The 26695-nt window shown below is 46.5% G+C and carries 25 protein-coding genes; 15 read left to right on the plus strand and 10 right to left on the minus strand.

Going from position 1 to position 26695, the window contains the following annotated elements; translation table 11 throughout:
- Positions 1-156 precede the first annotated feature (156 nt).
- Positions 157-288 carry a hypothetical protein gene (locus tag K4039_RS19905; RefSeq protein WP_265237809.1) on the plus strand — a complete coding sequence of 44 codons (132 nt, stop codon included), beginning with the start codon at positions 157-159 and terminating at the stop codon, positions 286-288.
- Here the strand turns inward: K4039_RS19905 and K4039_RS19910 are convergent.
- A complete protein-coding gene (locus K4039_RS19910) occupies positions 281-1141 on the minus strand; it encodes a Tab2/Atab2 family RNA-binding protein (RefSeq protein WP_265237811.1) in 861 nt (286 codons plus the stop codon). The genes K4039_RS19905 and K4039_RS19910 overlap by 8 nt on opposite strands.
- Before the next feature lie 475 nt (positions 1142-1616).
- Complete coding sequence (locus tag K4039_RS19915) at positions 1617-1769, minus strand: hypothetical protein (protein WP_265237813.1); 153 nt, start codon at positions 1767-1769, stop codon at positions 1617-1619.
- 57 nt (positions 1770-1826) lie between these two features.
- Between K4039_RS19915 and K4039_RS19920 the strand changes: the two genes are divergently transcribed.
- The 3 genes from K4039_RS19920 (at position 1827) to K4039_RS19930 (ending at position 3909) form a co-directional block, all read left to right on the plus strand.
- On the plus strand, positions 1827-2549 hold the full coding sequence (locus K4039_RS19920) for a pyridoxine 5'-phosphate synthase (RefSeq protein ID WP_265237815.1): 723 nt from the start codon (positions 1827-1829) through the stop codon (positions 2547-2549).
- A 140-nt stretch (positions 2550-2689) separates the two neighbouring features.
- Positions 2690-2950, plus strand: a complete 261-nt coding sequence (locus K4039_RS19925; RefSeq protein WP_265237819.1) for a hypothetical protein — start codon at positions 2690-2692, stop codon at positions 2948-2950.
- Positions 2951-3015: 65 nt separating this feature from the next.
- Positions 3016-3909, plus strand: a complete 894-nt coding sequence (locus K4039_RS19930) for a hypothetical protein (protein ID WP_265237821.1) — start codon at positions 3016-3018, stop codon at positions 3907-3909.
- 207 nt (positions 3910-4116) lie between these two features.
- Here the strand turns inward: K4039_RS19930 and K4039_RS19935 are convergent, their stop codons facing one another.
- The 3 genes from K4039_RS19935 to K4039_RS19945 all read right to left on the minus strand — a co-directional run bounded on the left by K4039_RS19935 (position 4117) and on the right by K4039_RS19945 (position 5952).
- On the minus strand, positions 4117-4308 hold the full coding sequence (locus K4039_RS19935; RefSeq protein WP_265237823.1) for a hypothetical protein: 192 nt from the start codon (positions 4306-4308) through the stop codon (positions 4117-4119).
- Complete coding sequence (locus K4039_RS19940) at positions 4305-5327, minus strand: tetratricopeptide repeat protein (RefSeq protein ID WP_265237825.1); 1023 nt, start codon at positions 5325-5327, stop codon at positions 4305-4307. The genes K4039_RS19935 and K4039_RS19940 overlap by 4 nt, the downstream gene beginning before the upstream one ends.
- 262 nt (positions 5328-5589) lie before the next feature.
- Positions 5590-5952, minus strand: a complete 363-nt coding sequence (locus K4039_RS19945) for a hypothetical protein (RefSeq protein WP_265237826.1) — start codon at positions 5950-5952, stop codon at positions 5590-5592.
- A gap of 427 nt (positions 5953-6379) precedes the next feature.
- On the opposite strand from K4039_RS19945, the gene deoC reads away from it, so the two are divergent.
- The 5 genes from deoC to K4039_RS19970 all read left to right on the plus strand — a co-directional run bounded on the left by deoC (position 6380) and on the right by K4039_RS19970 (position 11779).
- Positions 6380-7057, plus strand: coding sequence for a deoxyribose-phosphate aldolase (deoC, locus tag K4039_RS19950; protein WP_265237828.1), 678 nt, complete (start codon positions 6380-6382; stop codon positions 7055-7057).
- A 107-nt stretch (positions 7058-7164) separates the two neighbouring features.
- The gene (locus K4039_RS19955) at positions 7165-7530 is read left to right on the plus strand and encodes a four helix bundle protein (RefSeq protein WP_265237830.1); all 366 of its coding nucleotides are present in this window, start codon (positions 7165-7167) and stop codon (positions 7528-7530) included.
- A 224-nt stretch (positions 7531-7754) separates the two neighbouring features.
- Entirely contained in the window at positions 7755-8630 is an 876-nt protein-coding gene (gene recO / locus K4039_RS19960) for a DNA repair protein RecO (protein ID WP_265237832.1), read from the plus strand.
- A 220-nt stretch (positions 8631-8850) separates the two neighbouring features.
- The gene (locus K4039_RS19965) at positions 8851-10425 is read left to right on the plus strand and encodes an MFS transporter (protein ID WP_265237833.1); all 1575 of its coding nucleotides are present in this window, start codon (positions 8851-8853) and stop codon (positions 10423-10425) included.
- A gap of 127 nt (positions 10426-10552) precedes the next feature.
- Complete coding sequence (locus K4039_RS19970; RefSeq protein WP_265237835.1) at positions 10553-11779, plus strand: glycosyltransferase family 4 protein; 1227 nt, start codon at positions 10553-10555, stop codon at positions 11777-11779.
- A 289-nt stretch (positions 11780-12068) separates the two neighbouring features.
- Here K4039_RS19970 and K4039_RS19975 read toward each other — a convergent pair whose 3' ends face one another.
- Genes K4039_RS19975 through K4039_RS19985 form a run of 3 tightly spaced genes read right to left on the minus strand, consistent with a single transcriptional unit; the run spans position 12069 to position 15006 of the window.
- Complete coding sequence (locus tag K4039_RS19975; RefSeq protein ID WP_265237837.1) at positions 12069-12362, minus strand: hypothetical protein; 294 nt, start codon at positions 12360-12362, stop codon at positions 12069-12071.
- An 11-nt stretch (positions 12363-12373) separates the two neighbouring features.
- Entirely contained in the window at positions 12374-14074 is a 1701-nt protein-coding gene (locus tag K4039_RS19980) for a phosphatidylglycerol lysyltransferase domain-containing protein (RefSeq protein ID WP_265237839.1), read from the minus strand.
- 11 nt (positions 14075-14085) lie between these two features.
- Complete coding sequence (locus tag K4039_RS19985; protein WP_265237841.1) at positions 14086-15006, minus strand: esterase family protein; 921 nt, start codon at positions 15004-15006, stop codon at positions 14086-14088.
- 145 nt (positions 15007-15151) lie between these two features.
- Between K4039_RS19985 and K4039_RS19990 the strand changes: the two genes are divergently transcribed.
- The 3 genes from K4039_RS19990 (at position 15152) to K4039_RS20000 (ending at position 17203) form a co-directional block, all read left to right on the plus strand.
- Positions 15152-15580, plus strand: coding sequence for an NUDIX hydrolase (locus K4039_RS19990; RefSeq protein WP_265237843.1), 429 nt, complete (start codon positions 15152-15154; stop codon positions 15578-15580).
- A 69-nt stretch (positions 15581-15649) separates the two neighbouring features.
- Positions 15650-16564: an NAD(P)H-dependent glycerol-3-phosphate dehydrogenase gene (locus K4039_RS19995; protein ID WP_265237845.1), complete on the plus strand. Its 915-nt coding sequence runs from the start codon at positions 15650-15652 to the stop codon at positions 16562-16564.
- A gap of 216 nt (positions 16565-16780) precedes the next feature.
- Positions 16781-17203 carry an EamA family transporter gene (locus K4039_RS20000; protein ID WP_265237847.1) on the plus strand — a complete coding sequence of 141 codons (423 nt, stop codon included), beginning with the start codon at positions 16781-16783 and terminating at the stop codon, positions 17201-17203.
- Between the two features lie 137 nt (positions 17204-17340).
- Here the strand turns inward: K4039_RS20000 and K4039_RS20005 are convergent, their stop codons facing one another.
- Positions 17341-17646 (minus strand): DUF4090 family protein, encoded by a 306-nt coding sequence (locus K4039_RS20005; RefSeq protein ID WP_265237849.1) that lies wholly within the window; start codon positions 17644-17646, stop codon positions 17341-17343.
- 249 nt (positions 17647-17895) lie between these two features.
- Between K4039_RS20005 and K4039_RS20010 the strand changes: the two genes are divergently transcribed.
- From K4039_RS20010 to phnE, 3 genes are all read left to right on the plus strand, one after another.
- Positions 17896-18891, plus strand: a complete 996-nt coding sequence (locus K4039_RS20010; protein WP_265237851.1) for a phosphate/phosphite/phosphonate ABC transporter substrate-binding protein — start codon at positions 17896-17898, stop codon at positions 18889-18891.
- 194 nt (positions 18892-19085) lie between these two features.
- Entirely contained in the window at positions 19086-19826 is a 741-nt protein-coding gene (locus K4039_RS20015; protein WP_265237853.1) for a phosphonate ABC transporter ATP-binding protein, read from the plus strand.
- Positions 19827-19902: 76 nt separating this feature from the next.
- Positions 19903-20697 (plus strand): phosphonate ABC transporter, permease protein PhnE, encoded by a 795-nt coding sequence (phnE, locus tag K4039_RS20020; RefSeq protein ID WP_265237855.1) that lies wholly within the window; start codon positions 19903-19905, stop codon positions 20695-20697.
- 288 nt (positions 20698-20985) lie between these two features.
- On the opposite strand, the gene K4039_RS29840 is transcribed toward phnE, so the two are convergent.
- Entirely contained in the window at positions 20986-26316 is a 5331-nt protein-coding gene (locus K4039_RS29840; protein ID WP_321161634.1) for a cadherin-like domain-containing protein, read from the minus strand.
- Positions 26317-26695 lie beyond the last annotated feature (379 nt).

Consider the following 26695-nt stretch of genomic DNA (forward strand, 5'->3'; position numbering starts at 1 on the left):
ACGCCGCTCTTTCTTTTTCCATATCTTTCTGTGGCATTTGTAAGTTATTCATTTTTTTATTGTCACAATCAATTATTGCATATAATTATATCATAATAAGTGTAGATAATGATTTAGGATTGCTATAGTTGGTAGTTGGTAGTTGACAGTTGACAGTTGGTAGTTGTCATTGGAAGCAATTACCAATTTACCAATTACCAATTACCAATTACCAATTTACCAATTACCGATTACCAATTTTTTGCGATCGATGCCAGAGCGGTTATTCACCAGCGATCGACTAAATAGTTAGTTCGTGCAGCAGCCAAAATCCTGCAAAAGATTCCGATTGTGGATTCGACTGAATTGCTAAGAAATGTACTTGTTTTGCTTGCTTTTTCGCGGCTTCAAATCCTTTCGCTTCTTTCTCAGTTGCTGCGTCTCTGAGATTAGCTATAATCCAGCGATCGTTAGCTCCCGTATCTAATACCAGCCTAGGGAGCTCGCGGGTGTCAAATTTGAGAAAAGCCAATTCCAAACCCGACATCCAACCTGCTAAAGCCGTTGCTCTCGATGAGTAGATGATTAATCCTGGAATTTGTGTTTCCGGGGCGAGGCGTGTCATCGGGAGCCCGAAAGCTTCGCCAAATCCAATATCCCACTCGGACATTTCATCAAAAGCTGCGATCGGCAAACTCACAAACGCCCATTTTTCGCCGATTAAGGCGTCCGGCAACGCTACGGGCGTTTCGGGTACAAATTGAACGCTCTGGATCACAACCGGCTGATAGCCCGGTTCGGCGGGATAAACGTCTTGCATCCGTTCTTCCAGCCACAGGCTGAGGGCGAGGGTGCGGCGACTGGAAGCGACGGGAATATCCAATTCCTCGCAGGCTTTGGTAATCATGTTCGCCATTTGGCGGCGAAAAAAGCGGATTTTTTCGGGTGGTTTCGGTGCAGAGGCGATCGCATCTTTAATTGCACCAGCCAGCCACAGGGAATTCACGGTTGTACTCGGGCAGAATTGCGAGTAGCGAAACAGAGATTCTGCCTTGTCGCCTACATTCAGCGGGCTTTCGCAAATCAACACTTCCCATTTTTTTTTCTCTCGCTCGTCTAGGATTGGACGGCTGTAAAAATCGAGTTCCCAAATAGTAGCCATGCCGCGCTGTTAAAAATTAATCCTTTCTCATATTACCGGACAGCGGGCAGGTTTCTGATGAGTGAGAATTTAAGACTGATTTTTGCTCGCGGGCGATTTCCTACCCGATAGCTCCGCCGCGCGTACTTTCCCCCAAATTGCCCTTCTCCCTTGCGGCTTCCCCTGCAATTTTCGGCAGCAGCCCACAACCGGACACATTAGCAATTCCTCGCAGAACAATGTCGCAGCAATCTCAACCTGCGATGTTTGTTAAACTTGTGCAAGCTTGGGAAAACAAACAGTATAGCTTGATTTTATGAGACAAATCATGCTCGAAAATATTGTTTCTACCCTAATTGTCACAATTTGACGCTTTTACCATTACTCGAAATGTTGGCCATGATTTACTGTCCCCACAGATCCGACTTTAAACTCAAATATTTCAGCCGAGATTTTATGGCATAAATAGTCGATCGCACCGCACCACTTTTCTGCATTACCAATCTACAAGATTTGCCAGCAAAACACCAAACAGCAGAGGCGATTTTTGCCGAAACCTTACCGCTTGCAGAAAAGCTGATTCACAACCATCCAAATCAACCCAATTAACAGCCGCCCTAAAAATCAATCCGCCTGCATCAGCGTTCATTAGCGTTCATCAGCGGTTAAAATTAAAAATCAACAAACATCCGCAACTTCCAATCTCATGACAAAACTCAGCGTCAACATCAACAGAATCGCCCTCCTGAGAAACTCTCGAAACATCGGCATCCCCAGCGTTACCGAAGCCGCAAAAACAGTAATTGCCGCCGGAGCTCACGGCGTTACAGTCCATCCCCGCCCCGACGAAAGACACATCAAAGCTGCCGATGTTTACGACTTAGCCAAAATGCTAACTGTCGAGTTCAACATCGAAGGAAATCCGTTTCAGCCGCCATTTATGGATATAGTTTGCGATGTGAAACCGGCTCAGTGTACCTTAGTGCCGGACGCTCCAGACGTGCTAACATCCGATAGCGGTTGGAATATTCCCGAAAATCGCGATCGGCTGTTACCAATTATTCAAAAATTAAAAGACAACGGCATCAGAGTCAGCCTGTTTATGAACGCAGATGCTGCTCTTATGCCCCTAGCAAAAGAAGTTGGAGCCGATCGCGTAGAACTGTACACGGAACCCTACGCAACTGCTTTTCGTGAAGGCAATGTAGAATCTGTTTTTCAACAGTATGTCTTAGCAGCTCAAGCCGCTCAATCTGTCGGTTTGGGAGTGAATGCCGGACACGATTTAAATTTAGACAATTTAGCTAAGTTTTGCTCGATTCCTGATATACTAGAAGTCTCGATCGGTCACGCTTTAATTGCCGAAGCGCTAGAAATGGGATTATCCAACACGGTACAAGCTTATCTAAAAATTCTCTCTGGTTCGTAGTAAAAATAAACCTGGCTTGGCAGGGCGGGTTTGGCATCGGTAAACTCGTTTTTATTACATATCCTTGCCTTACCCGGCCCTATAGTACAAGATTGGGACTAAGGTCAAAAAGTGGTTTGACACGCTACCCATAGGATAAGGTGCGGTGTGCATCGCCCTACAAGCCGATCGCCCTCGCACCAGTTAAAAGTAGAGGCCGTAACCCCCGCTGGGTTAAGGGTCGTTTTCTGGTAGCAAAGCCTCTCTTGGAACCCAGACACCGCGTTTTTGGGTTGTTGGCATTTTTTGAGCAAGCTTTTGGGAAAAAGCTTGAATTTTTGACCAAATTACTAGGACGATCCGATGATATTATGGGTAGGGAATATGATGGAAATGTCCGATCGACCCAGGCTACTATTTAGCTTCGGCAGGGCAATTTACTACCGCGAATTTTTGTGAAATTACGAAATATTTAGCTGTATCCTCTATGCTGATCAAGCCGATCGCGCGATCGGCAGATTTAATCCGGTGCAAACAGCACCACACAAGTAAACATATACAACTGATTACCTTTGGCAAGCGTGACATGAAAAAACTAATTTTACTGACTGGAATGCTACTCATGATGACGGCAAAATCAGTATTTGCCAGCCCTGTAGCCCCAAAAATTGCACCGGGCGATCGGATGGCTGCCTCGGAAATTACACAAACCGTTAATAAACCCGCTACTTCTGCCCTAGTTGCCAACCTAGAACCGATCGAGCCAACGTCAGCTACCTCTGCCCCAGTTGCCAAGCTAGAACCCATCGAGCGAATGTCAACCTCAGAAATTCGAGCCACCATCAACAAACCAACCACCTATATTTTTGAAGGCATCAAAGGGCGAGAACTCACTCTCTCGCTGTGGGCGGGACAACTGACAGCCGAACTGTACAGCCCCAACGGCGAGAATCTGGGAGTTATTGAAAAAAGCGACAATCAGTGGATCGGCCAATTGCCAGAGTCCGGGATTTACCGCGTGCGAGTTACCCCGAAAGGTGAGACTAGCAGCTTCGTGATCGGACGCGACTTTAACGCTAAGTGGACTTATAGGCCCGATCGCGCAATTCCCATAGCATACGGGGAAACAGAAGCCACAGTTAGGCTCAAAATGTCCGGCTACCAAATCCAACCCCTGACAGTTCCAGGAAAACAGGGACAGACAATCAGGGTGAGTGCTAGCAACAAAAATCTCGATGTGGCGATCGAATCTCCGTCGGGACAACTCCTGGATCAAGGCGCAGGTCAAACTTTTGCTCAACTCCCGGAGTCCGGTACCTACAAGGTACTAATAGTTGCCAACAGGCCGGTCAAGCCCTCCATCAGAGTTTCTGTGCAATAGCAAAGATTGCAAAAACACTGTTGAGGGCGATCGAATTTCCGTCGCCCATCCACAAAAGTTCGCCCGAAACGCGAGCTTTTTTTTGCGTACATAGCAATTATATTTGATTTGTAAATCAGATTTTTTTAACCGCAGAGGGCGCAGAGGGCGCAGAGGAACTAGAAAAGAGAGAAAGAGGGAGAGAAAGATGTTCACAATTTAACGCGATTAGATAATAGCGTTAATTGATTGTACAACTCCTGACGACGCGCTATAGCAACCACCAAGAAGGTTAGGAAGTTCCTTAATTGCTTCTTCTTCCCTCTTCCTTCTTCCTTCTTCCCTCTTCCTTCTTCCCTCTTCCTTCTTCCTTCTTCCTTCTTCCTTCTTCCTTCTTCCTTCTTCCTTCTTCCTTCTCAACCTTGAATCAGATCTGCAAAACGTTCTTGTTTCCAAATGCAGCTTAAATCAGAGTCAGCTAAAGCTAGTTCTCGGTATAAATTAGGCATAAACTCCACAGCCCGCTGCAAATTGTCAAGGGCCAAATCTGCAAACCCCAACAGTGCATAACAGCAAGCTTGATTGTAAAAAGCGTTAGCAAAATCAGGATTGATTTCTAAGGCAGTTTCGTAGCAAACGATCGCCTCTGAATAGCTACCTTGTCGCGCCAATTCCACACCCCGATTGTACCAAATCAAATAATCCTCAAAGGCACACTCAGATGTAGGAGTGAACTTGGCATTTTTCTGATTTAAACCTACTAATTTTCCCAAAGCAACTCGACGCTCTCCCACAGCTTCGGCTCTGCCCGGTTTCAGAACGATCGATCGGCTAAAACTAGCCACTGCTTGTTTGTAAAGTCCCATTGAGTTAGCAACTAGACCACGATTGTACCAAGCGTTCGCATCGTCTGGGTTAAACTCGATCGCGCGATCGAAACTGTTGAGCGCCTGATGGTAAAGTTTCAATTCCAACAGAGCATTACCTCGGTTGTACCAAGCCCAAGCAGCCTCCGGGTGCAAACTTAAAGAGCGATCGAAACTCAGAACCGCCTTATGGTAAAGCCCCATATCGATCAGCGTCAGTCCCCGGTTGTGCCAAATACTCGGCGAGCATGGGTTAAACTCCAGAGCCCTGTCAAAACTGTTGAGCGCCTCCAAAGGGCGGCCCAACTTTCCTAAAGCAATAGCCCGGTTGTGCCAGCCAAAGCTCGCATTCGGCTCCACAGCCAAGGCCTCATCAAAACTTTTCAGGGCATCTAAGTGCCGTTCTAAGTTCCCCAAAGCCATACCTCGCCCGAACCAAGCCTTATAATGATCCGATTGCAACTTCACCGCTCTGTCAAAATTCGCCAGAGCACTATCATGATCGTTAGCTTCGAGGTGGCGCGAACCGAGATGGTAATACCAAGCCGCTTCCAAGTTTTGAATTAAGTTCATAATATCTCGCATCTATCTTAGGGATGATTCTACATGAAACAATGCCCGGAGTTAAACTGTAATTTCACTAAAATTCTGAAAATTTTGATACAGGGCGATCGCCCGTACAAACTGTCAGTAACAACCTCAACAATTGGCGATCGAAACTAACTATTTTCCTCTCATGAAATGCTCTTTCAGCTAACCGCACTCATCGCACTCTTGGATCTGCTGCGAATCTCAGGCTGTGCGTGACAGACACTCCAACTTCTGCTGACTTTCTTCAAGCAACCACAACCGCTGTTTGAGCATGATCGCTCAACAGCAACCTGCCAGAAGCATCAATACTAAAATCCTTCCCCAGCACAAAACCTTTGCCCATCAACCGCTTGCAAACAACCAGCGCCGTAATCCGGCGAATTTCTTCCATCACATCAGCAGGAATCAAATAACTCACACTCCAGATCACCGACTCGCAGTCAGACCAAATCAAGCGTTCAATACTGACAATCATCAAAGCAGCTACACTGTCAACAGACAGCCGCCCTCTGAGATCGGCAATCAAATCTTTACCAATTAAGCTATTGCGAGTCATCATCGCTCTAGTCATCTTCCCAATTTCTTGTTCGAGTTCTAAATGATTCATGCTTGGCACTGGCTGTGATGTTTTTAAAGCGCTAATCGGAGTAAAAACAGTGACTGCTACCAGGCTCTGCCCGATCGCCTAGTTGACGCAGGCTCTACCCCAACTCCTTTTAATAAAGTATACCTAAAGAAAGATAAAAAATGTATCTAAAGGCAGATACTAAAATTTATTTTTTTTGCCATAAATGGATGAACCAATTGCCACAAGAGTTTTTTTATAGCCTTTCTCAGAAAAATGAGGTACGCATATGGCATAGGGCATAGGGGATATGGCATAGGGCATAGGGCATAGGGCATACCTCACCACGCTTGAGAACCGCTATAAGTAGTAAATTGAGTATTTGTACTCGATCGGGCCAGGAGCCAATTCAAAAATTGGTAAATTCGCTACATAATAAGGAAGTAGTTACTTCGGAGAAAAAACAGCAATGGCTGCAAAAGGGCCAGATATCGATATTGCCCTCTATATAGACCACGCCTTGATCGACCCCAGTGCCACCCCAGAGCAAGTAGAAAACTGCTGCCAACAAGCAGAAAGATTTGGGTTTGCCACAGTTTGCGTGTATCCCGCCTACGTGCGACAAGCGGTAAGTCTTCTGCACGGCAGAAAGCCAAAAGTCTCGACTGTTATAGGTTTTCCCACAGGAGCAACCACATCAGCAGTAAAACTGTACGAAGCCCTAGAAGCCGCAGACAATGGAGCCGTGGAGTTAGATGTCTGCGTCAATTTAGGATTGTTGAAAGCTGGAAAAAGTGACGAATTTCACCGGGAATTGGCCGAAATTTGCGAAGAAACCGGACAAACTATCAAAGCGATTATCGAATGCTCGATGCTTTCTGATGAGGAAAAACAATTAGCGGCTGAGCTTTGCATGGAGGCGGGCGCGGCTTACATCAAAACTAACACCGGCTTTTTTGGCGCGGCGACAGTTGAAGACGTGCGGTTGCTGAAGGAAATTACTAAGGGAAGGGTTGGTATTAAAGCCGCTGGAGGAATTCGCACTCACGAACAAGCTGTAGATTTGATCGTGGCTGGTGCAACTCGTTTGGGGACTTCTCGTGGCCCAGAATTAATCCGCCAGCGAGATAATTTAGATAATCGTTGACTGTTGACTGTTAACTGTTAACTGTTGACTGTTGACTGTTGACTGTTGACTGTTGACTGTTGACTGTTGACTGTTGATTTGGTGATTAATTGTTTAAAGGAGTTAATATGGAGAACTTCCAACAGTTACAAGTATATCAATTAGCCGAAAAAATATCAAATCAAATATGGTTTATTGTTAAAGAATGGGACTACTTTACGAAGGATACGATGGGCAAACAAATCGTCAGATCGGCTGATAGTGTTGGCGCTAATATTGCAGAAGGACATGGACGCCACAGCTATCAGGATAATCAGCGTTTTGTGAAAATTGCACGAGGTTCATTAAACGAAACAAGGCACTGGTTAAGACTTGCCTATGCTCGTAATCTTTTAACTCAAGAACAGATCGATCGATTGCATCCGTTATTAAATGAACTTTCACCAAAACTTAATGCCTATCTTAACTCACTAAAACAAAAAGCTAAAGGTTAACAGTTAACAGTTAACAGTTAACCGTTAACAGTCAACACCCAACAGTCAACACCCAACAGTCAACAGCCAACACCCAACAGTCAACAGCCAACAGTCAACACTCAACACTCAACACTCAACACCCAACAGTCAACAGCCAACAGTCAACAGCCAACAGTCAACAGTTAACAGCCAACACCCAACAGTCAACAGCCAACAGTCAACAGCCAACCGTCAACTAACAAATGACTCGAACTTACAAAGCAACTGGTATTAATCTGAAGAGTGCGCCGATCGGCGAATCCGATCGCCTGCTGACAGTTTTGACACGGGAATTCGGCTTAATTAAAGCCGTAGCGCCCGGTGTTCGCAAACAGCGATCGAGCATTGGCGGTAGAAGCGAGTTATTTGTCGTCAACGAATTGCTAATCGCCAAAGGCCGATCGCTCGACAAGATTACCCAAGCTAGCACTGTCGAATCCCATCCGGGTTTGAGCCGCAACCTCGGAAAACTCGCAGCCGCGCAATATCTGGCAGAATTGGCGATCGCCAGCGCCCTTTCCGACGAACCCCAAGAATCACTCTTCTTGTTGCTGGGCGAACACTTGAGCCGTTTAGAGCGTTTGTCCGATCGCACAGAAATCGCATCCGCCGCCGTGCTAGTCGCCCATCTGGCTCAGGGTATTTTTCACTTGTTAGCCCTAGCAGGCCTCGCGCCCCAAGTCCAAGTCTGCTGCGCCACCAGACAACCGATCGTCCCAAATTTCAGCGATCCAAACTGGAAAACCGGGTTTAGTATACCTTCTGGGGGAACCTTCAGCTTGTCCGAGCTAGCTAACTTAGAGGCAGAAATCTCTTCACAAACCGGTAGCTTGTACAGATCCAGCTCCCGTTCCCCGCAAACGAGCGATAGCAAACACTTGACAAATTTCCAGATTAATGCTATAGAATTAGCGGCGTTGCAACAGTTGGGTAGTGCAGAACTAGAAGAGGGGATTACCGATCGCACGGCTTGGATATCAGTAGAAAATATTTTGCGGCAATATGCCCAGTATCATTTAGGTTGCACGATTCGATCGGGAAGCTCGATCGACACCTACTTAGAGAGTTTTGAGTTTTAAATCGGGAATTTTGAGTTAAACAGTGAAACGGGCGATCGCCGATCGCACCCGCCTGGGGGATATCCGAACCTGTAGGTAATTTCATGTAAATTCTCTCTTCTTGTTGCAACACTAGATAATAAATAAAGTTACGAGTTATTAAACTTAGAGGTTAACGCCTCAATTTGAAATTCCCATCCCCCCAACCTGAACCATCCCAGGCGACAATCCCCCAAATCCTATGATGCGACTGTCCGATACTGATTTGAGAATATCTGTTTTAGCTGTGACCCACCACAAGATGGAAGAACGAGAAAATTTTCCAGATTTTCAATCTGATGCCATTTTGCCCGATCGACAATGGAGCAACGCCCAACACCCAGAAATGGATAAATATCCCACAACTCCAGAAACAGACTCGAACAACGGTAACAGCCAACAACCCCCAACCATAACCCCGGAACCAACAGCAGAGCCAGCAGCAGAACTCCCCGAAACAGTTGCCGAAACTCCCGAAAAAGCAACAGGATTTCTGCCGGTTCTCAAAAACCGCAACTTTCTAGCATTGTGGAGTGGGCAAGTTTTCTCCCAACTAGCAGATAAAGTTTATCTCGTACTGACGATCGCCCTCGTAGCCAGCCGGTTTCAAGCGCCAGATCAAAGCATCAGCAGATGGGTATCAGCAATCATGATCGCCTTTACCATACCCGCAGTGCTGTTCGGTGCCGCCGCAGGCGTGTATGTCGATCGCTGGCCGAAAAAAGCCGTGCTCGTAGCCACAAACCTGCTGCGGGGAGGCTTCGTATTAGCATTACCCCTGCTGCTGTGGCTCTCAGACGGTTTTGAAATCGGTAAACTACCCCTGGGATTCTGCTTGCTGCTGCTAGTAACATTCCTAGTTTCGACCCTAACTCAATTTTTCGCCCCAGCAGAACAGTCAGTAATTCCCCTAATAGTGGAACGCCGCCACCTGCTATCGGCAAACTCCCTCTACACCACCACCATGATGGGTTCGGTGATTATTGGCTTCGCAGTCGGAGAACCCTTACTAGCTTTAGCCGACACCCTATTTACCAACATTGGCGGCGGACTCGGCATCGGCAAAGAATTAGTAGTAGGCGGCAGTTACGCCTTCGCTGGAGTGCTATTGTTGTCGATGAAAACAGGCGAAAAAAACGAAGTCGAACACGAACCGCCGCATCCCCTAGCAGATTTAAAAGACGGCCTGCGTTACATCAACGATCAACCGAAAGTCCGCAATGCTTTAATTCAACTAATTATTCTATTTTCCATTTTTGCAGCCTTGGCAGTTCTAGCGGTGCGGCTGGCAGAAATCCTGCCCGGTATGAGAGCCTCCCAATTTGGCTTTTTGCTGGCTGCCGTAGGCGTTGGGATGGCTATTGGGGCGACGACTGTCGGCTATCTCGGTCACAAATTTTCTCATTCCCAACTTAGTTTAATCGGATCAGTTGGCATGGCAGTGGCTCTGATGGGTCTTTCTGCATTTACACACCATTTGTGGATCTCGGTACTGTTCATTACCCTGTTGGGTTTGTTTGCCTCGTTGGTGGGAGTGCCGATGCAGACGACGATTCAAGCAGAAACCCCAGAAGAAATGCGGGGAAAAGTTTTCGGGCTGCAAAACAATGCCACTAATATCGCTTTGAGTTTACCATTAGCTTTGGCTGGAGTAGCTGAAACATTTCTGGGTTTGCCGACAGTATTTTTGGCTTTGGCAGGATTGGCGATCGCAGGTGGCGTCTTAACCTGGTATATTTCCCGTAACAGCAATACTAAAGTCGATCGACTCCAATAAAATAAGTAAATCCACCTAATTAAACGTAAGATACAGATGGCAATAAAGCTTGCTATATAAGCACTCTTCCTTCTTCCTTCTTCCTTCTTCCTTCTTCCTTCTGCTTAACAAACTCTGATTTACTTGAATGCACATCGCTTGGCTAGGAAAAAAATCACCTTTTTGCGGTAATGTCACTTACTCCAGGGAAGTCACCAACGCACTTTTAGACCGGGGATACCAGGTTAGTTTCCTGCACTTTGCCCAAGAAGCGGGCCCATTGGACAGGAATAATACGGCGTGGAGCATGGCAAATGGGAAATGGGGAACTGGAATTACTCCAACTTCATATACCAATTCGCTTTCGCCCGCGAGTTGCAACGAAGTTTCTTTACCTTGTCACTACAAATCGCAAATTTATACGATTCCGACTCTCAAATCCCGCACAGTGTTGATGAAGTCTTTGCGGCGACTGAAACCGGATGTTGTTCACGCTTCCCTGACGCTTTCGCCTCTGGACTTTCTGCTGCCGGAAATTTGTCAGGAATTGAATTTGCCTTTGGTGGCGACTTTTCACCCGCCGTTCGATCGCAAATTGCGGAATTTGACATCAGGAACTCAGCACCTGATGTATCAACTGTATGCTCCGTTTTTGGCTCACTACGACTCGACGATCGTCTTTTCTTACATTCAGCGGGATATTTTGGTGAAGTTGGGAGTACCGCAAGAACGGGTAGCCGTGATTCCCAACGGAGTAGACGCGATGAAGTATTCTCCTGGGCCTTCGGGGTTGAAGTCGGAGTTAAAGGCCGATCGACTTTTTGTATATCAAGGCCGCATTGCCCCGGAGAAAAATGTCGAGGCTTTGCTGAAAGCCTGGAAACAGTGCAATTTTGGCCCTGGTAACGTATTGGCGATCGTAGGTGACGGGCCCCTAGCCGCGTCGCTGCAACTGTCCTACGGCGAAGAGGAGGGCATTGTGTGGCTCGGATTTGTCGCCGAGGAGGAACGCCGGATCGAAATTCTGCGCGGTGCAGATGTATTTATTTTGCCTTCTTTGGTGGAGGGATTGTCGCTGTCGCTGCTGGAAGCGATGGCCTGCGGTTTAGCTTGTTTGGCAACGGATGCCGGTGCTGACGGTGAGGCTTTGGAGGAAGGCGCAGGGGTAGTTTTGAACACTCAGCGGGTGCGGAGTCAGTTGCAAACTTTACTGCCGCTATTTCGCGAACATCCTGAGTTGGGAATGCTGCTTGGTCAAAAAGCGCGCCAACGGGCGATCGAGCGGTACACTCTCAGTCAGAATATTACTGAGTTGGAAAAGCTGTATTCACAGATTTTGCAGAAGCAGCGCGTGCCACTTCGGGGCTTGGCATAACGAAGGAAGAAGGAAGAAGGAAGAAGGAAGAAGGGGGAAGGAAAGAGTAAGAGTGCCGTGTCTTCTTCGATATTGGTAGGGAAGCGGCAGTGCCGTTTCCTCTGCGATATTGGTATTACTCGTTTACTCGTTATGGATTCCCAGGCTCTCTCTGCTTGGGAACCAGTTAACGAGGACTAACATTAAACGCCAATTGCGATCGATAAAAACAAACATCAAACTCCATAAAGAAATTTACCTGTCCCAAAATCAACGGTACATTTTCAGATACAAAAAAAAATGTTCCACATTACTCATCTTCTTGGGATTTCGATTGCTTTAAAACTTCCAGCATCGTCTGTGCAGCATCAAACGCATCATAGGGAGACCAAACTTCACACACCGCACCAGATCCGATCGAATCCTGTTCCTGACTCTGCATACATCCCATCAGCATTTGCAAGGTTACTTCCTCTACAGAAATACCGCGCCACTCAGCAGACTGTAAGAGGTACTGCTCCAATTCAGGTGATAGATTCAGCGTCAAATTCATAAACTGCTTCTGTTTGTTGGTAATTGCTGCGTTAAAACCTTCAATCTTCAATCTAAAATGGTCTAACTTCCTGGGCGCAAATAGTCAAAAAGTCGTAGCGTAGCGGGGCGTAAGCCATCGCCCGAATCGGCCCGAATCAAAGCAACCACAACATCCGGCAAACTTCCCAAACTCGGATAAACAAAATAACGCGGTTCCCAGCGCGGCCCAAACTTATCTTTAAAACTGTGCAATCCCTTAAAATTATAAAACTTGCTCAAGTGATCCGAAAGATAAATCAAAACCTTTTCCAACCGCCCGGATTTACCCTCTTCTCCGACTCCCGCCAAAGCCGACAAACCCAAATCAAATTCTGCATAGCCCAATTCTTGACAGTGTTGCAACATCGAAGCAAACAAACACTCCATCGTCCCATTTTCTACCTCAGTGCGACGGCGCATCAAATCAACTCCAACCACTTGATTTCCCGCAGATATTATATTAGCAAAAGCACTCATTTTACCGTCGGGAGTGTGAATCGCTACGACGCGAGTTTCCCGCAAATATGCCTCATAAAACCAACCCACAGAAAACTGTTTTTCCGCACCCTGAACCATTTGCAGCCACTCGTCACTAACAGATTTCATTTGTCGCATCAATTCCAAACTTAAAGGAGGTTCGTAAAATTCGACACGATAGCCTGCTTTTGTCAGTCGGTTGATCGCAGTTCTTAAGTTTTGATTTGCCTTGCCTTTGAGACTAAAGTTTTTGAGGTCTACAATCGCTTCTTCGCCAATTTGTACTACTCGAAAACCGAGAGTAGAATACATTTCTAAATCGTCGGGCAAAGTTTGATAAAATGCTGGATACCAATCGTTGCGATAGCAAAACTCTTGAAACCCCAGAATTGCCTCTTTGCGGTCTTCTGCTGGCCCGATGGGGTCTCCGAGGGCGATCGCGCCTCTACCTTTGGGCACGTAGGCGATCGTACTTTTTCCCGAAGGACTAAAATAATAAGATTTATCCTCAAGCAACGCCAGTCTCGCTAGCGTTGTCCGCCCGTATTCTGCTACAACTTGTTTAGCTTTATTCCGTTCCGAAATACTTGCCGAATCTCGCAGCAGCACCGGCCGCAGCAGCATGAAAAGTGCGTAACCAAGAGTTACAACACCCACAGCATAAATCGAATCTGCAAAAAAATTAGCAAACCGAGTTTTCGGAACCAAACCCGCATTGTCCGCCGTAAAAAACATGGCAAAAGTCTGGAATATAGCATCGTCCCAATCAAAATTAACTGCTCGTTCGTTAACTTCAAAACGCCCATCTAAAATGTAAAAACCAGCCGTACCGTAAGCGAGAGTAAACAGCAAAGCCCCCAGCAAAACTCGGAGTCCTTGAGCAATTGAAGGGCGATCTGATTGAGCAGTAAATGTCTGCCGCATCACCAACAATTGAAACAGTAAAACGCCAGAAAGCAAACTTTCTTCAAGATCTAATCCCTTGACTAAATGAACTACAATAGAAACAATTAATAATCCCACAGTCAGCAACCAAGCAATCCGCTTTCGTCGCAACAAATTAGTTGCCAGAGTTAGCAGCATAAATCCGATAACTGCTGCAAAGAAATGCCCGCCCGCCCTCACCGGAAAAGGAAAAAATGGTTCTAGCCAATTTCGGCGATCGGGTAAACTGGGAGTTACAGCAGACAGCAGGTTAATAACTCCTACCAATCCGGTTAAAAATGATGCAGTCCAGAGTCCAATCCTAGTTTTTTGGGGTAACACAGTTCACCTGTTTAATTTTTCTGTGCGGCCAGTGATATCTTAAACTGTTTTCCAACATAACTCAATGAATCGGCTAAATGCTTGTGCCAATAATTCCAACCGACATCGGGGCCGACAATCCCGTGACCGCCAGGAAATTTGTTAAACTCGTTGGCAATACCCAAACTGTTTAATTGTTCGTGAAACTGTTGCGTAGAAGTCAGAAATTCCTTGTCTCCTTCCCCCGCATCCAAATAAGCCCGCAGTCGCTGTCTATCTTTTGTAGAGAGTTTCGGAACTAAATATTTAGGACTGTTAGCTTTGCCACTTTGATCGGTAAAATAACCGCTGTGGCTGAACAGAATATTAAAATTATTCAAGTAGCGCAAACCGATATTAAAAGCTCCCCAACCCCCCGAAGATTGTCCTCCCATTGCCCAGAATTTGGGGTCTTCCAGCGTTCTGTAGCGCGATTTTACGATTTGAACCAACTCGGAGCCGATCGCACTTCCGACCTGACCATTGGGCCCATCAAAATACTGCGGGTCCCACAAAGGGCTCGTCCCCCGCTTGTCGTTCCCGTCAGGAGTAATGACAATTGACGGCGACAATCTTTTGCTTTTATATAAATCGTGGAGCACGGAAGTAACAGCAGCTTTGTCTTGATAAGCGCGCGCGTCTCCGTGCCCGCCGTGTAGCAAAAAAATCACTGGATAGCGCTGTTTGGGATTTTTTGCGTACCCTGGTGGTAAAATTAAGCCGTAGGTGCGCTCGGAATTCATAGCTGCACTTTTATATGTTTTGAGTTCAAATTTTATGTCGGCATCGGCGATGATTTTTGGAGGGTCTAATTGAGGTGCTCCGGCGATAAAAACGTACCAGTATCCAGTCGCACCTAATAGGAGGATTGTACCCGCACCGATACCTAAAACTTTGCTCAGCCACTTAGGCATAATGTTTGTTAGTTGACTGTTGACTGTTGACTGTTATGTGTTATGTGTTATGTGTTATTTGTTATTTGTTGTTTGTTAGTTAAATATAAAATCATTAATCCCCGATGCCCGATGCCCGATGCCCGATGCCCCATTCCCAAACAAAATGACTTATAAAAATCCCGCTCCTACAGTTGATATTATCATCGAATTGGTCGATCGCCCGCACCGACCGATCGTACTCATAGAACGTCGGCATCTTCCCTACGGCTGGGCGATTCCCGGCGGCTTTGTCGATTACGGGGAATCGGTAGAAACGGCGGCCAAACGCGAAGCTTTAGAAGAAACGAGTTTGAATGTAGAATTAATTGAGCAATTTTACGTTTATTCTGACCCAAATCGCGACGCGCGCCAACATACTATCAGTATTGTATTCTTGGCTGCGGCAACGGGCGAACCCCAAGCTGCTGATGATGCTAAAAATTTACAAGTTTTTGAATCTTGGCAGATTCCAGGTGAATTGTGTTTCGATCACGATCGCATTTTACGGGATTATTGGCGTTATCGTCATTACGGATTGCGGCCTGGTTTGTAGGAGAAGGAAGTTCGGAAACGAGCAATGTACGGGCTGTAACGGATTGATGTTATTAATAAACTAAATTTTATGGTAAATTTGACAATATTAGGCGGAGGTGCATGGGGTTTGGCACTGGCAAATCTGGGAGGCAAAAAGGGCGATCGGGTAAATTTGTGGTCGCGCCGCAGTTCTTTTAGTCTAGAATCGGTTATAACTGGCACGGATGTTGTAATTTCGGCAGTTTCGATGAAGGGAGTTGGCGAAACAGTCGATCGCCTGCTTGCCTTAAACCTAACTCCCAGTACAATTATAGTTACTGTCACCAAAGGTTTAGACCCCGCGACGACACGCACTCCATCTCAAATCTGGCAAAATGCCTTTCCTCACAATTCAATTGTCGTACTTTCCGGGCCCAATCTTTCCGAGGAAATTCAGCAAGGATTACCGGCTGCGACGGTAGCGGCGAGTTTAGATTTAGCCGCAGCCAAGCAAGTACAAACCATTTATAGTTCCGATATTTTTCGAGTTTATGTGAATCAAGATCCCCTGGGGACTGAGTTGGGTGGGACTTTGAAGAACGTTTTTGCGATCGCCGCTGGTGTTTGCGATGGTTTACAATTAGGAACTAATGCTAAATCTGCTTTGCTGACTCGCGCTTTGCCGGAAATGATTCGGGTAGGAGTTCGTTTGGGAGCTCGCGCCGAAACTTTTTATGGTTTGTCTGGTTTGGGAGATTTACTCGCGACTTGCAATAGTTCTTTGTCGCGCAATTATCGAGTTGGTTTCGGATTGGCGAAAGGCAAGTCTTTGGAGCAAATTTTGCAGGAATTACAGAGCACTGCTGAAGGAGTTAATACTACTAATGTGTTGATTGATTTGGCGAATCGGCGCGAGATTGAAGTCCCTGTTTCCCGTCAAGTTTATCGTTTGCTGAATGGTGATATTACTCCCGAACAAGCTGTTTTATCGCTGATGGAACGTGCTTTGAAACCGGAGATTTAAGAACATTGCAGGTGGCAATGAGCAAAAAGTTATCAACTGTGATATCGAGGGAAAATCGAGTACAACAAGCAAAAAAAAAACTCTTGCAAAAGTCTTTTTAATCAAATTTTGGAACGGGCAAGATGCCCATTCCTAGATATTTTTGTGGAACTGGCAAGATGCCCATTCCTAGATATTTTTGCAGATCTAAAATAATACACTTAAATTTTTGAAACAATGGTTAAAATACCCAATTGGTTAATCTATGCACTCATTTGTTCATTATTATACGGTTTTTGGGGATTTTTTGGCAAGTTAGCGACTAAATCTCTCGACTACAAAACAGCTTTTGTTTATGAAACAATCGGCGCTATTTTAACTACAGTATTCATTCTTGCTAACAGTAAAAACTTGAGTTTTGAGGGAAATATTACAGGAATCGTATTTGCTTTATTAATCGGTGTTTGCGGAACTGCGGCATCTGTGATTTTTCTGAAATCCATTGAAAGCGGGCCAGTTATCAGCGTAATCAGCATTACATCCCTGTACCCAGTCATTACCGTACTTCTATCATCTTTATTCCTGAAAGAAGCAATTACAATTCCGCAAATTATCGCTCTTGTGCTAGCCATAATTGCCGTTATACTTGCGTCTTATTGAAATATCTCTCCTTTGTGAATCTATCGTGGAGGCAGAAACCGGGTTTTTGCGAAAAATATTGCATCAAAGCGTTGAATCATGGAAAAAACCCGGTTTCTTTGATATCTTGTATCTTGCCTTTCTGCATTATCTGATTTTTACTTGGCGCCGTAATAAAAGGCAACTTCTTTGTCTTTTAGCGGTGCAAAGTCGGCAGCAATTAACATTGGATCTAGTTCTGCTTGAGGCAGATGTTTTACACCAATTCGGACAATGCGCGATCGCATGGTGTTCGATACGCCACTGCGCTGTCTCCCGGCTTCTAATCCCATTACTTGCTCGTACAGGTCTAATTTTGCTTTCGGAATCGGAGTGCCGTCAAAATCGATTCCTGAGGCGATCGCAACATCGATCGCATCTGCACCGGTTGTAGATGCAGGCGCTGAGTTTGTTTCTGAAGACATTGTGCTGTGCTGTCAAAGTTTGCTTTAGAAGCATTTTATCAGTATGGTGTCTAGTTTGCACCACTTCTTCCCCGTAGAATGCTTAAAATACCATACATAGAGTCAAAGCATTATTAATATTGCTTATATTTTATATAATATATCGTTATGCTTTCACTATTGCAACTAATTACCAAAAAAGCTCTACAATGATTGGAAAATTATTGCCATAAATTATCAAATAGTTGTGGTTAAGTAGGAGAGCGATTAATGAAGGTCAAGTCAAAAGTTATAGCAAGCGCGAGCGTGGGATTATTACTGCTAGCTGGTTTGACAGCGAATGCAGTTGGAATCGGGCAAAAGGCGATCACCCAAACAACACCAAAGGGCGATCCTCTTCGAGGGCTTCGCCAACAAGATTTAAGAGCACAAGCTGCTATAACTCGCATTAGAATCGTATTTGCCAACCGCAGAGATGCTACAGATTTGCAAAATAAAGCCAATCAAGTAGCGCAAATACTATCCAAAGAAATCGGAATGCCCGTCGATGCAGTCATCGGCGACGAAACCGCCGCTGTAGAAGCTTTGAGGGCCGACAGAGCAGATGTAGCATTTGTAGCAGGGCGCGCGGCATTAAAAGCAGAACAATTGGCGAAAGCGCGGATGTATTTAGCAGAAGTTCGCAGCGATTATTCCGGCGGAAATACCTACGATTCCGTGTTTGTAGTGCGCCAAGACAGTCCCCTGCGCCCGAAAGGTTCGGCAAAGCAAACTCTCGAACAATTGAAAGGCAAAAAAATGGCTTTCACTTCTCGAACTTCCGGTTCTGGATTCATTTTCCCAATCTCAGAATTGGTAGGTCAAGGATTAGTTTCAGGGCCGGATAGATTGGAAAGCTTCTTCGGAAATGTCACCTATGGCGACGGTTACAGCAGCGCTTTGCAATCTGTTTTAAGAGGTCAAGCAGATGTCGGAGTTGTCTCGGAATACGCTTTGCTACCGCCTTGGATTACAGCGGAAGAAGGCAAGAAATTGCGAGTTTTGCAACAAGTTCCCGGAGTTCCCGCCCACGGAATTGTGATTGACGATCGCATTCCTGCACCAATGCGCGAAAAACTGATCAATGCTTTCATGAAAATGAATGAACCTGCAAACAATCAATTGTTCCGCAGTTTGTACAATTCTCAAAAATTGGTGAAAGTCGATCATACGCGCCATTTAGCAACCTTGCGTCAAGCTTTGCAGCGCGCTAAACTGGAACCATAAAATTTATAGAGAAAAACCCGGTTTATACGATTTTTGCGTGGAGTGACGAGAAATCTACAAAGCAACCGGGTTTCTGAGGTCACGAATCCCTGGGAAGTGAACTTAGTTTTTGCTTGTGGAGTGGGCTTCGACGCCGCGCCCAATATACAATTTAATGCCTAATATTTTACTATTTTTCTCAATAAATATCCACCATGACTATCGAATGCTGCCAAGTAAAAACAGCTTATTCAAACTCCCTCAAACGCCCGATATTGAACGGAATTGATTGCAAAATTGAACAAGGCGAATTTGTAGCGCTGCTAGGTTTAAACGGTGCCGGAAAATCCACACTTTTGCGTTCAATTATCGGCTTGGTTCCGGTAAAAACCGGAGAAATTCGGATTAACGATACTGTGATAAGTCCGCGCACTTTGAGGCGAATTCGGCGAGATATTGGCTTAATTTTTCAAGGTGGCGGGTTGGTAAAACCGTCACCGGCGATCGACAATGTGCTATGTGGTTGCTTGGGAGGATTGAATACTTGGGAGACTTTGTGGGGTTTTCCGAAGCAAAAGCGCGATCGAGCATTTGACTTACTAGCAGACTTCGGACTCCAAGACCTAGCATACCAAAAAACCGGACTACTCAGCGGCGGACAACAGCAAAAAGTCGCCATCGCCCGCGCATTAATCCAATCACCGCAGATTTTACTCGCCGACGAACCCACCACCGGATTAGACGTAATCGCCGCCCAGCAAGTAATGGAAATCCTCGCCCAACTGCACCGAGAACAAGGCATGACCATAGTTGTAGTATTGCACGATTTGGGAATGGCCAGCACCTATCCCGAAAGGGCGATCGTCCTAGATGCCGGTCAAATAGTCTATGATGGCAAATGCCACAACCTCTCCGACAAATTCAGCAAATTAACCAATCCCAAAATACCAGCCTAAACCCCTCTCTTCTCAACTCTTCCTCTGTGCCCTCTGCGCCCTCTGCGGTTAAAAAAAAATCTTAAAATAAATGCCAATGACCGAAAAAAACTCAAGTAACTTATCAAAAACCTATAGTTGGATCAAAAATCTCGGTATCATCGCAGGTTTAATTCTACTTTACAGTTGGGCGCTGCGGGGACTAGAAATTGATGCCACAACTTTGATAAGTAGCTGGCCTTACATGACTGATTTTATCTCGCGCTTGTGGCCGCCGAATCTGGAAATTATTGATGTAGCAATTAAGGCTTTAATCGAAACAGTTCAGATGTCGCTATGGGGAACGACAATCGGGGCAATTCTCTCTGTACCGATCGCTATTTGCAGCTCCCATAATATAGCACCAAAGTGGTTGCAATGGTTAGCTAATTTATTGCAAAATGCCGTGCGTTCTGTGCCTTCAATTGTGCTGGGGTTGCTGTTTGTATCGGCGACTGGTTTGGGTGCGCCGGCTGGTACTTTGGCCCTGGGAATTTATACTATAGGTTATCTTGCTAAATTTTATCAGGAGGCGATCGAGTCTGTGGAAGCGCGATCGATCGAATCGTTGCAAGTTGCTGGTGCATCTTGGCTGCAAGTAGCGCAATACGGCATTTTTCCGCAGGTGTTGCCGCTAGCGTTGGGTTACACGCTGTGGATGTTTGAGTATAATATTCGGGCGGCTTCGGTGTTGGGAGTGGTGGGCGCTGGGGGAATTGGCTTTGAATTGGTGAATTACATCCGCTCTTTTGAGTACAATAAAGCTACTACAATGATGTTAGTTTTGTTAGTTGTAGTTACGGTAATAGATATTATTAGCAGCAATTGGCGGCAGCGGTTGGAAACGAAGTAAGCATGGATTGAGAAAAAAATGTAGAATCTACGCTTAATATCGCATCCGGTAGATTGCCATATCTAAAATTGGTTCGTAGTGCGGAGTTTAGTCCGTTCCCGGATTGCGGACTAAACTCCGCACTACGAACGAACCGTTTTTATTATCGTAATCGATCGCACAATCTATAAATTATTTAACATAATACAAAAATAAGGACACAGCATTGCTGTGTCCTTATTTTATTGGGACAAAGCATTGCTTTGTCCCCACACATACCCTCGATATCCAGATCGGAATTCTTGCCCTTTAGAACAAGACCAATTCAGAATTACCAGAAACTCCCAAATCGACATTGACAGTAGCAAACAAACTGTTGCCACCAACCGTAGAACCGTTGCTATCGTAGTACAGCTTAGTAGTATTAGCCACACTATCGAAGAGAGCAATAATCGACGGTGCAGTCAACGATGACTCGATCGCACTTACAGTAGCAACAGTGCTGCTGTACAGGTAGAAATTCGCAGCCAAAGGCCCCGATCCCAACCCGGCAAAAGCAATCTTGTCAATGTTCATGACATCATCAACAATGCTGTAATCGGTAATGATATCCCCGCCACCAGCAGTAGTTCCGGTGAACACAAACACATCAGCACCAAGCCCGCCGCTGAGAACATTCGTTCCCAAACCGCCGATTAAAGTATCATTCCCGTCACCGCCGTTGATAGTATCGTTACCCACGCCGCCGAAGATGCTGTCATTACCAGCGCCACCGGAAATGCTGTCATTACCAGCGCCACCGTTGAAAATATCGGAACCAGATCCACCATTCAAGATATCGGAGAACTCTGTGCCGGTAACGTTATTCGCGGTTGAATTGCCGGTAAACAAGACAGGAGTGGTAAAGTTGTAACCGCCCACACCTGAACCAAAGTCGTAAACTCCGGTTGTCGGGAAAGTACCCGGATTAGCAGTTAAATCAACAATGCTACCTGAGTTGGTAGAAGTACCAGTTGGAGAATTTGCGATCGAACCAGTAAACAAGAAGTCTGCTGTGCCCAAAGTCCCCGCAGCAGTACCCAGATTCGCAACAGTTGTAAAACCGCCCGCCACTGTACCATTCGAGTCAAACACCAACACCGTTTCGCTCGACGTATTCGTAAATACGAAGAAACCAGGACTTGTAGAACCGCCCACAGCAGACGCTTGAGCCGCTTCCACCGTCGAATAATTTCCGTCAGTGAAAATCACTAACTGTTTACCAGTAATATCAGGAGCTGAACCGCTCACACTGGCAAAATTAGTAGTAGTGAAATTGCCGAAAGCATTCGCAGTAAACTGCAATTTGTCAACCCCAAAAGCAAAGTCAGTAATCGTATCACCGCCTTCACCTGGAGCGTTGTAAGCAAAGATATCTGCACCAGAACCACCAGTCAGAATATCCGCACCGCCACCACCAGTCAGGATGTCAGCAAATTCAGTACCAGTGACGTTATTAGCAGTCGCATCTCCGGTAAATAAGACAGGAGTGCTGAAGTTGTAACCGCCAGCACCAGAACCCAAATTAATGCTTCCAGTCGGATAGGTATTTCCAGCAGCAGTTAAATCAACAATGCTACCTGAATTGGTAGAAGTACCAGTCGGAGCAGAACCAGTCGCACCAGTAAACAAGAAGTCTGCTGTGCCCAAAGTCCCCGCAGCCGTACCCAGATTCGCAACAGTTGTGAAACCGCCTGCTGCTGTACCATTCGAGTCAAACACCAACACCGTTTCGCTCGCAGTATTCGTAAATACGAAGAAACCAGGAGTTGTAGAAGCGCCCACAGCCTTAGCTTGAGCCGCTTCCACCGTCGAATAATTTCCGTCAGTGAAAATCACTAACTGTTTACCAGTAATGTCAGGAGCTGAACCGCTCACACTGGCAAAATTAGTAGTAGTGAAATTGCCGAAAGCACCGCTGACAAACTGCAACTTGTCAACCCCAAAGGTAAAGTCAGTAATCGTATCACCGCCTTCGCCGGGAGCCTTGTAAGCAAAGATATCTGCACCGGAACCGCCAGTCAGAATATCTGAACCGCTGCCGCCTGTGAGGATGTCAGCAAATTCAGTACCAGTGACGTTATTATCAGCCGCATCTCCGGTAAATAAGACAGGAGTGCTGAAGTTGTAACCGCCAGCACCAGAACCCAAATTAATGTTTCCAGTCGGATAGGTATTTCCAGCAGCAGTTAAATCAACAATGCTACCTGAATTGGTAGAAGTACCAGTCGGAGCAGAACCAGTCGCACCAGTAAACAAGAAGTCTGCTGTGCCCAAAGTCCCCGCAGCCGTACCCAGATTCGCAACAATTGTCGAACCACCTGGAAGCGTACCATTCGAGTCAAACACCAACACCGTTTCGTTCGCAGCATTGTTATATGCGAAGAAACCAGGAGTTGTTGAACTGCCCAAAGCCTTAGCTTGCGCGGCTTCGAGACTGGCATAGGTTCCGCCAGTGAAAATTACTAACTCTTTGCCGGTAATGTCAGGAGTTGAACCGCTAACACCGTCAAAGTTAGTAGTAGTCAAATTGCCGAATTCGCTCGATACAAACTGGAATTTATCTGTTCCAGATTTGAAGTCGGTAATTTTATCGTCGCCTTCTTTAGTTGTCGTGTAAACAAAGAGATTGGCGCCAGTGCCACCACTCAAAACATCAGCACCGAGACCGCCGGTGATGGTATCGCTGCCGTCACCGCCCTTGATGGTATCGTTAAAGTTGCTGCCGACAATGTTGTCATCGCCTGCTTTAGCATCAAAATTAACTCCGACGGGATAAGTACCGAAGTTAAAAGTATCCGGGCCGTCAGTACCGACAGGAACATTTAGCGATGGGCCACTGAAGACAAAGTTCTTGATTTGCAGGCTAATTTTGATCGAGAAACTAGCGATAACTTCAAAGCGCACTCCAACAGCAAATACGAGCACGGAACGGCCAGTATCAGCATCTGTAAACTGACAGAAAGTAGGCGCATCGCTGTTGCCACCCAAAGCAGCAAACCGCGCTTGTAAAGTGGCGATGCTGGTAACGGTGATATCAGCGCTGAAGTCGAGTAAGTTAGCACTGCCGATCGCCCCAACAGCAGAAGTAGCAGTAATCGCCACTTGGGTCAAGCTGGCAACGCTGAGATTACCAAAAGCTGCCGCCGACAAATCTAAAACATCGTCATCGACATTAAAGTCAGTAATTAAGTCAGCTTCTGCAACTGTTTTAATCTTTTCGCGGGAAGTGCGATAAATAAAGCGATCCTTCCCAGCACCCCCAATTAGAGTATTGGTTCCTTCGCCGCCGTCGATCTCACTATCGCCATCGCCGCCTTTAATTTTGTCATTGCCAATACCGCCGATGAGTTTGTTTTTGCCTTTACCACCTTCGATATCGTCATCGTCATCGCCGCCGTCGATATCATTCTCGCCATCACCGCCTTTAATTTTGTCCTTGCCTTTGCCTCCTTTAATTTTGTTTGTCTTGTTACCGCCTTTAATGTCATCGTCACCGTCGCCGCCTTTGATGTCGTTATCCAGCGTCACCGAACCGACAATAACTTGAGGAGCTGTACTGCCAGTAAAATCAAAGGTAGTTTGCTCGACTTTCAAGTTAAAACGCTGACCGGTGATAATCTTTGTGCCTTGGCTAAATTCAAAACCAAAACTAATGTCAGCCTTACCCGTAAAACCAGATACTGCTTGGAAAGTTAACAAACCGGCGTTAATGTCTGCTTGAGTGAAGGTAACACCGATTGCTGTTACCGCTACTCCCTTAAAGAATAGTTGCCCGGTTTTAGCATCAGGCAGTTCCGTTAGCTTGAAGACAGTGCCACTAGGGCCTGCCGGGCCATCGACAACCTTCAACAAGTCAGAAGTAATAGTAGTTTGGCTGCCACCGGAACCGACAGTCAGGGGATTAGCTACCACTGACAGAGGGGTTGGAGTTGGAGTTGTAATTGGAGCTGAAACTACAGGTAGAGCTGGAGTTGGAGTTGTAGTTGGAGCGGTAACTCCCAAAAAGTCGCCAGCTTTGATAATCGTGGCGTTGATATTCAACAATATCGTCAGCACAAAGTTATTGCTGCCTCGAATTTCGGTATTGAGGCCGACTTGTACAAAGGACAAGCTGCTAAAATTCAAGTCGCCAGACAACAGAAACTTGTCACTACCTGCTGTGTAGTCAGTGATGACTGAACTACCGGGAGCGGTCATGTTACTCATGACAAAAACGTCATTTCCAGCACCGCCGGTACAGGTATGGTTGCCAGTACCGCCAACGATCGTATCGTTGCCAGCATTACCCATCAGCGTATCGTTGCCAGATCCGCCACCGACAACGCTGTCGTCGCCCTCGCCGCCGTCTGCCATGTCATTACCGTCGCCAGTAACGAGGGTATCGTTGCCGACACCGCCCATCAAGGTGTCGTCGCCGGTGCCAGCGACAACGCTGTCGTCGCCGTCGCCACCATCACAAACGTCATTGCCGGCACCGCCCATCAAGGTGTCGTTGCCTGTGTCGCCCATCACGCTGTCGTCGCCTTCGCCGCCATCGCAAGCGTCATTGCCGGCACCGCCCATTAAGGTGTCGTTGCCGGTGTCGCCCATCACGCTGTCGTCGCCTTCGCCGCCATCGCAAGCGTCATTGCCGGCACCGCCCATCAAGGTGTCGTTGCCGGTGTCGCCCATCACGCTGTCGTCGCCGTCGTCGCCGTCGCAAACGTCGCTGCCGGCACCGCCCATCACGGTGTCGTTATCTTTGCCGCCGTTAACGGTGTCGTTGCCTTCGCCGCCGCTAACGTTGTCTTCGCCCCGATCGCCCCTGACGATATCGTTGCCTTCGCCGCCTTCGCACTTGTCGTTGCCTTTGCCGCCGTAGACGGTATCAGTGCCGCTGCCACCGTCAACGTCATCATTGCCCTCGTTGCCGTGCACCCAGTCATTGCCGTCATCGCCTTTGCAGGTATCGTTGCCACTGCCGCCAGAAATAGTGTCGTTGTCTTTGCCGCCGTAGACGGTATCACTGCCTTCGCCGCCGTCGCACTTGTCGTCGCCGCGATCGCCTTTTATTTCGTCATCGCCATCGCCGCCCGCGCAATCGTCGTCGTCTTTGCCTCCATAGAGTTTATTTTTGCCACTCTTTCCTTTGAGTTTGTCTTTGCCTTTTTTGCCGTAGAGCGACTGGTTAGCGCCGGTGGCGACAATTATGTCATCATCATCCGTGCCTTCGATCGTCTTGCCATCAGTGTCGCTGTCATCTTTTTTGTCATTTTTGCCGCCCACACCTTCTTCGGGTACGCTGCTCAATTCAGCAATTTTGCTATCATCAGTAACTTTGGGGGATGCGTCGTTAGGCGGATTCGGAACTTGGCCGTTAGTGCTGCCCCTGTTTTGGCCGATCGCATCATCAACTAACTTGGCTAACTCGCTATTGGAATCGAGCGCGCTGGAGTTGCGAAAATCTGCTAGTCGAGCGAGTTCGCTGGCAGAAAACACGAGTTTTGGCTGCTCATCATCCACGGGCGGTACAAACAAACTGGTTGCTTTTAGGTCAGAAATTTGTGTTTCATCTCGATCGGGAAAAAGTGTTCCCGATACATTGATTTCTTCTTTCATCTTTGATATTTCCAAAAAAGGGCTGAGTTTCTTAGAGTCAGTTTATCAGCAAGGATGAGGCAGTAGAAGCAGAAAATTTTAATTTCATACTTTCGCCTGCTATAGCTGATTTCCCACGTTTCTACTTGTAGATGCTATTTAAACTGCAAGGGGTTATTTCCATCAGTTGCGAGTTTTCTCTTCTGCAATGGTGCACCAAAAATAATTGATCCGCCACATACACCGTAATTGCTGCGCGGAAACGCAGATCACTTTTGATGTTCTCCGTAATTTCTACAGTAACCTGCACCGAAGTGCGCCGAATTGTAGATTTTCTACGTAATTTCTACAGTGAATTAGCAGAATTTAAACTCGCAACTCACAACTCCCACATAACTAC

The organism is Lyngbya sp. CCAP 1446/10, assembly GCF_026130175.1.
Taxonomy (GTDB): Bacteria; Cyanobacteriota; Cyanobacteriia; order Cyanobacteriales; family Microcoleaceae; genus Microcoleus.

What these genes read in the sequence shown, in the direction of transcription:
- phnE (WP_265237855.1), top strand. Translation starts at nt 19,903, where the DNA reads ATGACCGAAAAAAACTCAAGTAACTTATCAAAAACCTATAGTTGGATC.
- K4039_RS19945 (WP_265237826.1), bottom strand. Translation starts at nt 5,952, where the DNA reads ATGAATCATTTAGAACTCGAACAAGAAATTGGGAAGATGACTAGAGCG.
- K4039_RS19990 (WP_265237843.1), top strand. Translation starts at nt 15,152, where the DNA reads ATGACTTATAAAAATCCCGCTCCTACAGTTGATATTATCATCGAATTG.
- K4039_RS19910 (WP_265237811.1), bottom strand. Translation starts at nt 1,141, where the DNA reads ATGGCTACTATTTGGGAACTCGATTTTTACAGCCGTCCAATCCTAGAC.
- K4039_RS19965 (WP_265237833.1), top strand. Translation starts at nt 8,851, where the DNA reads ATGATGCGACTGTCCGATACTGATTTGAGAATATCTGTTTTAGCTGTG.
- K4039_RS19995 (WP_265237845.1), top strand. Translation starts at nt 15,650, where the DNA reads ATGGTAAATTTGACAATATTAGGCGGAGGTGCATGGGGTTTGGCACTG.
- K4039_RS20000 (WP_265237847.1), top strand. Translation starts at nt 16,781, where the DNA reads ATGGTTAAAATACCCAATTGGTTAATCTATGCACTCATTTGTTCATTA.
- recO (WP_265237832.1), top strand. Translation starts at nt 7,755, where the DNA reads ATGACTCGAACTTACAAAGCAACTGGTATTAATCTGAAGAGTGCGCCG.
- K4039_RS19940 (WP_265237825.1), bottom strand. Translation starts at nt 5,327, where the DNA reads ATGAACTTAATTCAAAACTTGGAAGCGGCTTGGTATTACCATCTCGGT.
- K4039_RS19920 (WP_265237815.1), top strand. Translation starts at nt 1,827, where the DNA reads ATGACAAAACTCAGCGTCAACATCAACAGAATCGCCCTCCTGAGAAAC.
- K4039_RS20005 (WP_265237849.1), bottom strand. Translation starts at nt 17,646, where the DNA reads ATGTCTTCAGAAACAAACTCAGCGCCTGCATCTACAACCGGTGCAGAT.
- K4039_RS19930 (WP_265237821.1), top strand. Translation starts at nt 3,016, where the DNA reads ATGCTGATCAAGCCGATCGCGCGATCGGCAGATTTAATCCGGTGCAAA.
- K4039_RS19915 (WP_265237813.1), bottom strand. Translation starts at nt 1,769, where the DNA reads ATGAACGCTGATGCAGGCGGATTGATTTTTAGGGCGGCTGTTAATTGG.
- K4039_RS19970 (WP_265237835.1), top strand. Translation starts at nt 10,553, where the DNA reads ATGCACATCGCTTGGCTAGGAAAAAAATCACCTTTTTGCGGTAATGTC.
- K4039_RS29840 (WP_321161634.1), bottom strand. Translation starts at nt 26,316, where the DNA reads ATGAAAGAAGAAATCAATGTATCGGGAACACTTTTTCCCGATCGAGAT.
- K4039_RS19985 (WP_265237841.1), bottom strand. Translation starts at nt 15,006, where the DNA reads ATGCCTAAGTGGCTGAGCAAAGTTTTAGGTATCGGTGCGGGTACAATC.
- K4039_RS20015 (WP_265237853.1), top strand. Translation starts at nt 19,086, where the DNA reads ATGACTATCGAATGCTGCCAAGTAAAAACAGCTTATTCAAACTCCCTC.
- K4039_RS19955 (WP_265237830.1), top strand. Translation starts at nt 7,165, where the DNA reads ATGGAGAACTTCCAACAGTTACAAGTATATCAATTAGCCGAAAAAATA.
- deoC (WP_265237828.1), top strand. Translation starts at nt 6,380, where the DNA reads ATGGCTGCAAAAGGGCCAGATATCGATATTGCCCTCTATATAGACCAC.
- K4039_RS20010 (WP_265237851.1), top strand. Translation starts at nt 17,896, where the DNA reads ATGAAGGTCAAGTCAAAAGTTATAGCAAGCGCGAGCGTGGGATTATTA.